General features: G+C 37.3%; 1 protein-coding gene. It reads right to left on the reverse strand.

Annotated elements, in window-relative coordinates; all coding sequences use genetic code 11:
* Positions 1-163: 163 nt before the first annotated feature.
* The gene (locus EAI80_RS12950; RefSeq protein WP_129982365.1) at positions 164-1,786 is read right to left on the reverse strand and encodes an IS1182 family transposase; all 1,623 of its coding nucleotides are present in this window, start codon (positions 1,784-1,786) and stop codon (positions 164-166) included.
* Positions 1,787-1,817: the final 31 nt, after the last annotated feature.

A 1,817-nucleotide genomic window follows, 5' to 3' on the forward strand; every position in this document is an offset into this window, starting at 1 on the left:
AAGGGGCTGTAACGAATAGGTAGTATTTACTACTACCTTGAGCGTTACAGCTCTTTTTCGTATATCCAAACCCAAAAAGGTTATTCACTATTGCATGGTGAATAACCTTTTCATATTTCAGACGCACTTAAAAAGAACCTGCTCATTTCTTAAAAAAATTTTATCAGCAGATAAATAATCTGAGCATCTCCCCGACCTGTTTCATCTGTTTTTCTTCTGTTTCCTTGATTTTCTTCTTCAGTTTCTGGTATTTCCTGATATTATGCCCCATTGCGACAAGGCAGATCTCCATCTGAACATTGTCATGTCCTCTTCTGTAGAGTCTGTCATAACCCATATTCTCCTTAAGATCACCAAAAGTTCCTTCTGCTTCATTATCTCTCTTGAACATGAGTTTCTTGCCTTCTTCACTTGTGACATTTTTTCTTACTTCCTTATGAAATTCATCAAGTTCCTTGCAGTAATTTATGCTTCTTCCAATTCTGGATTTAGTACATCTTGATCTGAATGGACAGCCATCACAGTGATGATTTATTAGTTTTATATTGTTTCGTGCATATATGCCCCTTGTATCAGTAGTTACCTTATCCACCTCGAACTCATGACCAGCAGGACATATATACCCGCCATCTTCAGTTCTCTCAAAATGAGAGGCTCTGAATCTATTCTTATCATTCGTCTTCTTGGATTCCTCATAATATCCTGGATACTTCATAAACAGCTCAATACCGTTTTCCCTGCAGTACATATAGTTATCATAGCTACCATAGCCTGCATCAGCAGGTGTCTTTAAAGGAAGCTTACCATACATGAGCTTATACTTCTCCATGAAGGGAATATATGTCTGAATATCAGAACAGTCACTGCTTACGTAAATGTTTCTGATGAAGCCGTCACTCACGCCTACCTGGACATTGTATCCAGGCTTGAAAACGTTAGTATGATTATAATAGTCATACTTCATGTGCATGAAGGTTGCATCAGGGTCTGTCTTGGAACAGCTGTTTCTGTCACCAAGCATATCAAAATGCAGTGCATATTCAAAAAGCTTCATCGCTTCTTTCGCTAGCTCATCATAAAGCTTCTGAATATCGCTCTTTCTGCATCCTTTTCCATGAACGAACTCTATTCCATTGTCCTTCATGTAAATCTCTATTTTATCTGTAACTCTCAATAGATAATCAATATTAGGCTCCCTAAGAATGGAATATCTGCAGTTGATATTCTTTTCCTTAAAGAACTTATTGATTCTCTTGATAGTATCATTACACTTCTTCCACTGTCTTTCCCTATGTCTGACAGTGTTCTTTCTCCATATGAATGTGTTCTTGTTGGCATTGGCTTCGTACTTAGTACCATCAATGCATAACACATCTGTATCAATAGGAAGTTCATCTTCCATAATTCTGTTCATTTCGTAGAATATATCTTCAACAGACATAATAAGATCATCATGGATGAATCTCTGAAATGCCTGATGAGAAGGCTTCTGATTCTGTGCGATGAACATATATCTGATGTCAGTTCTGCATAGTTCTGCAAGCTTTCTTGTAGATGCATAACCATTATCCGCAAAAGCGAGCAGAAGCAGTCTGAGCATCATGAGACCATCATACCCGTGAGAATTTCTATGAGTGAAGTCAACAAACTTGTTTATATCTATCCTTTCCGTAACTTCAATCACAGCTCTTGAAATATCATCAGCAGGTACATCTTTTTCAAAAGAAATATTAAAATCTAGTAGCGCATATGTCTGATATGCCGTATAATCTTGTTGGTGTATCATTGCAAACTAAATATACCACAAAAGACGGACC

Source organism: Catenibacterium sp. co_0103, from assembly GCF_004168205.1.
GTDB classification, from domain to species: Bacteria; Bacillota_I; Bacilli_A; order Erysipelotrichales; family Coprobacillaceae; genus Catenibacterium; species Catenibacterium mitsuoka_A.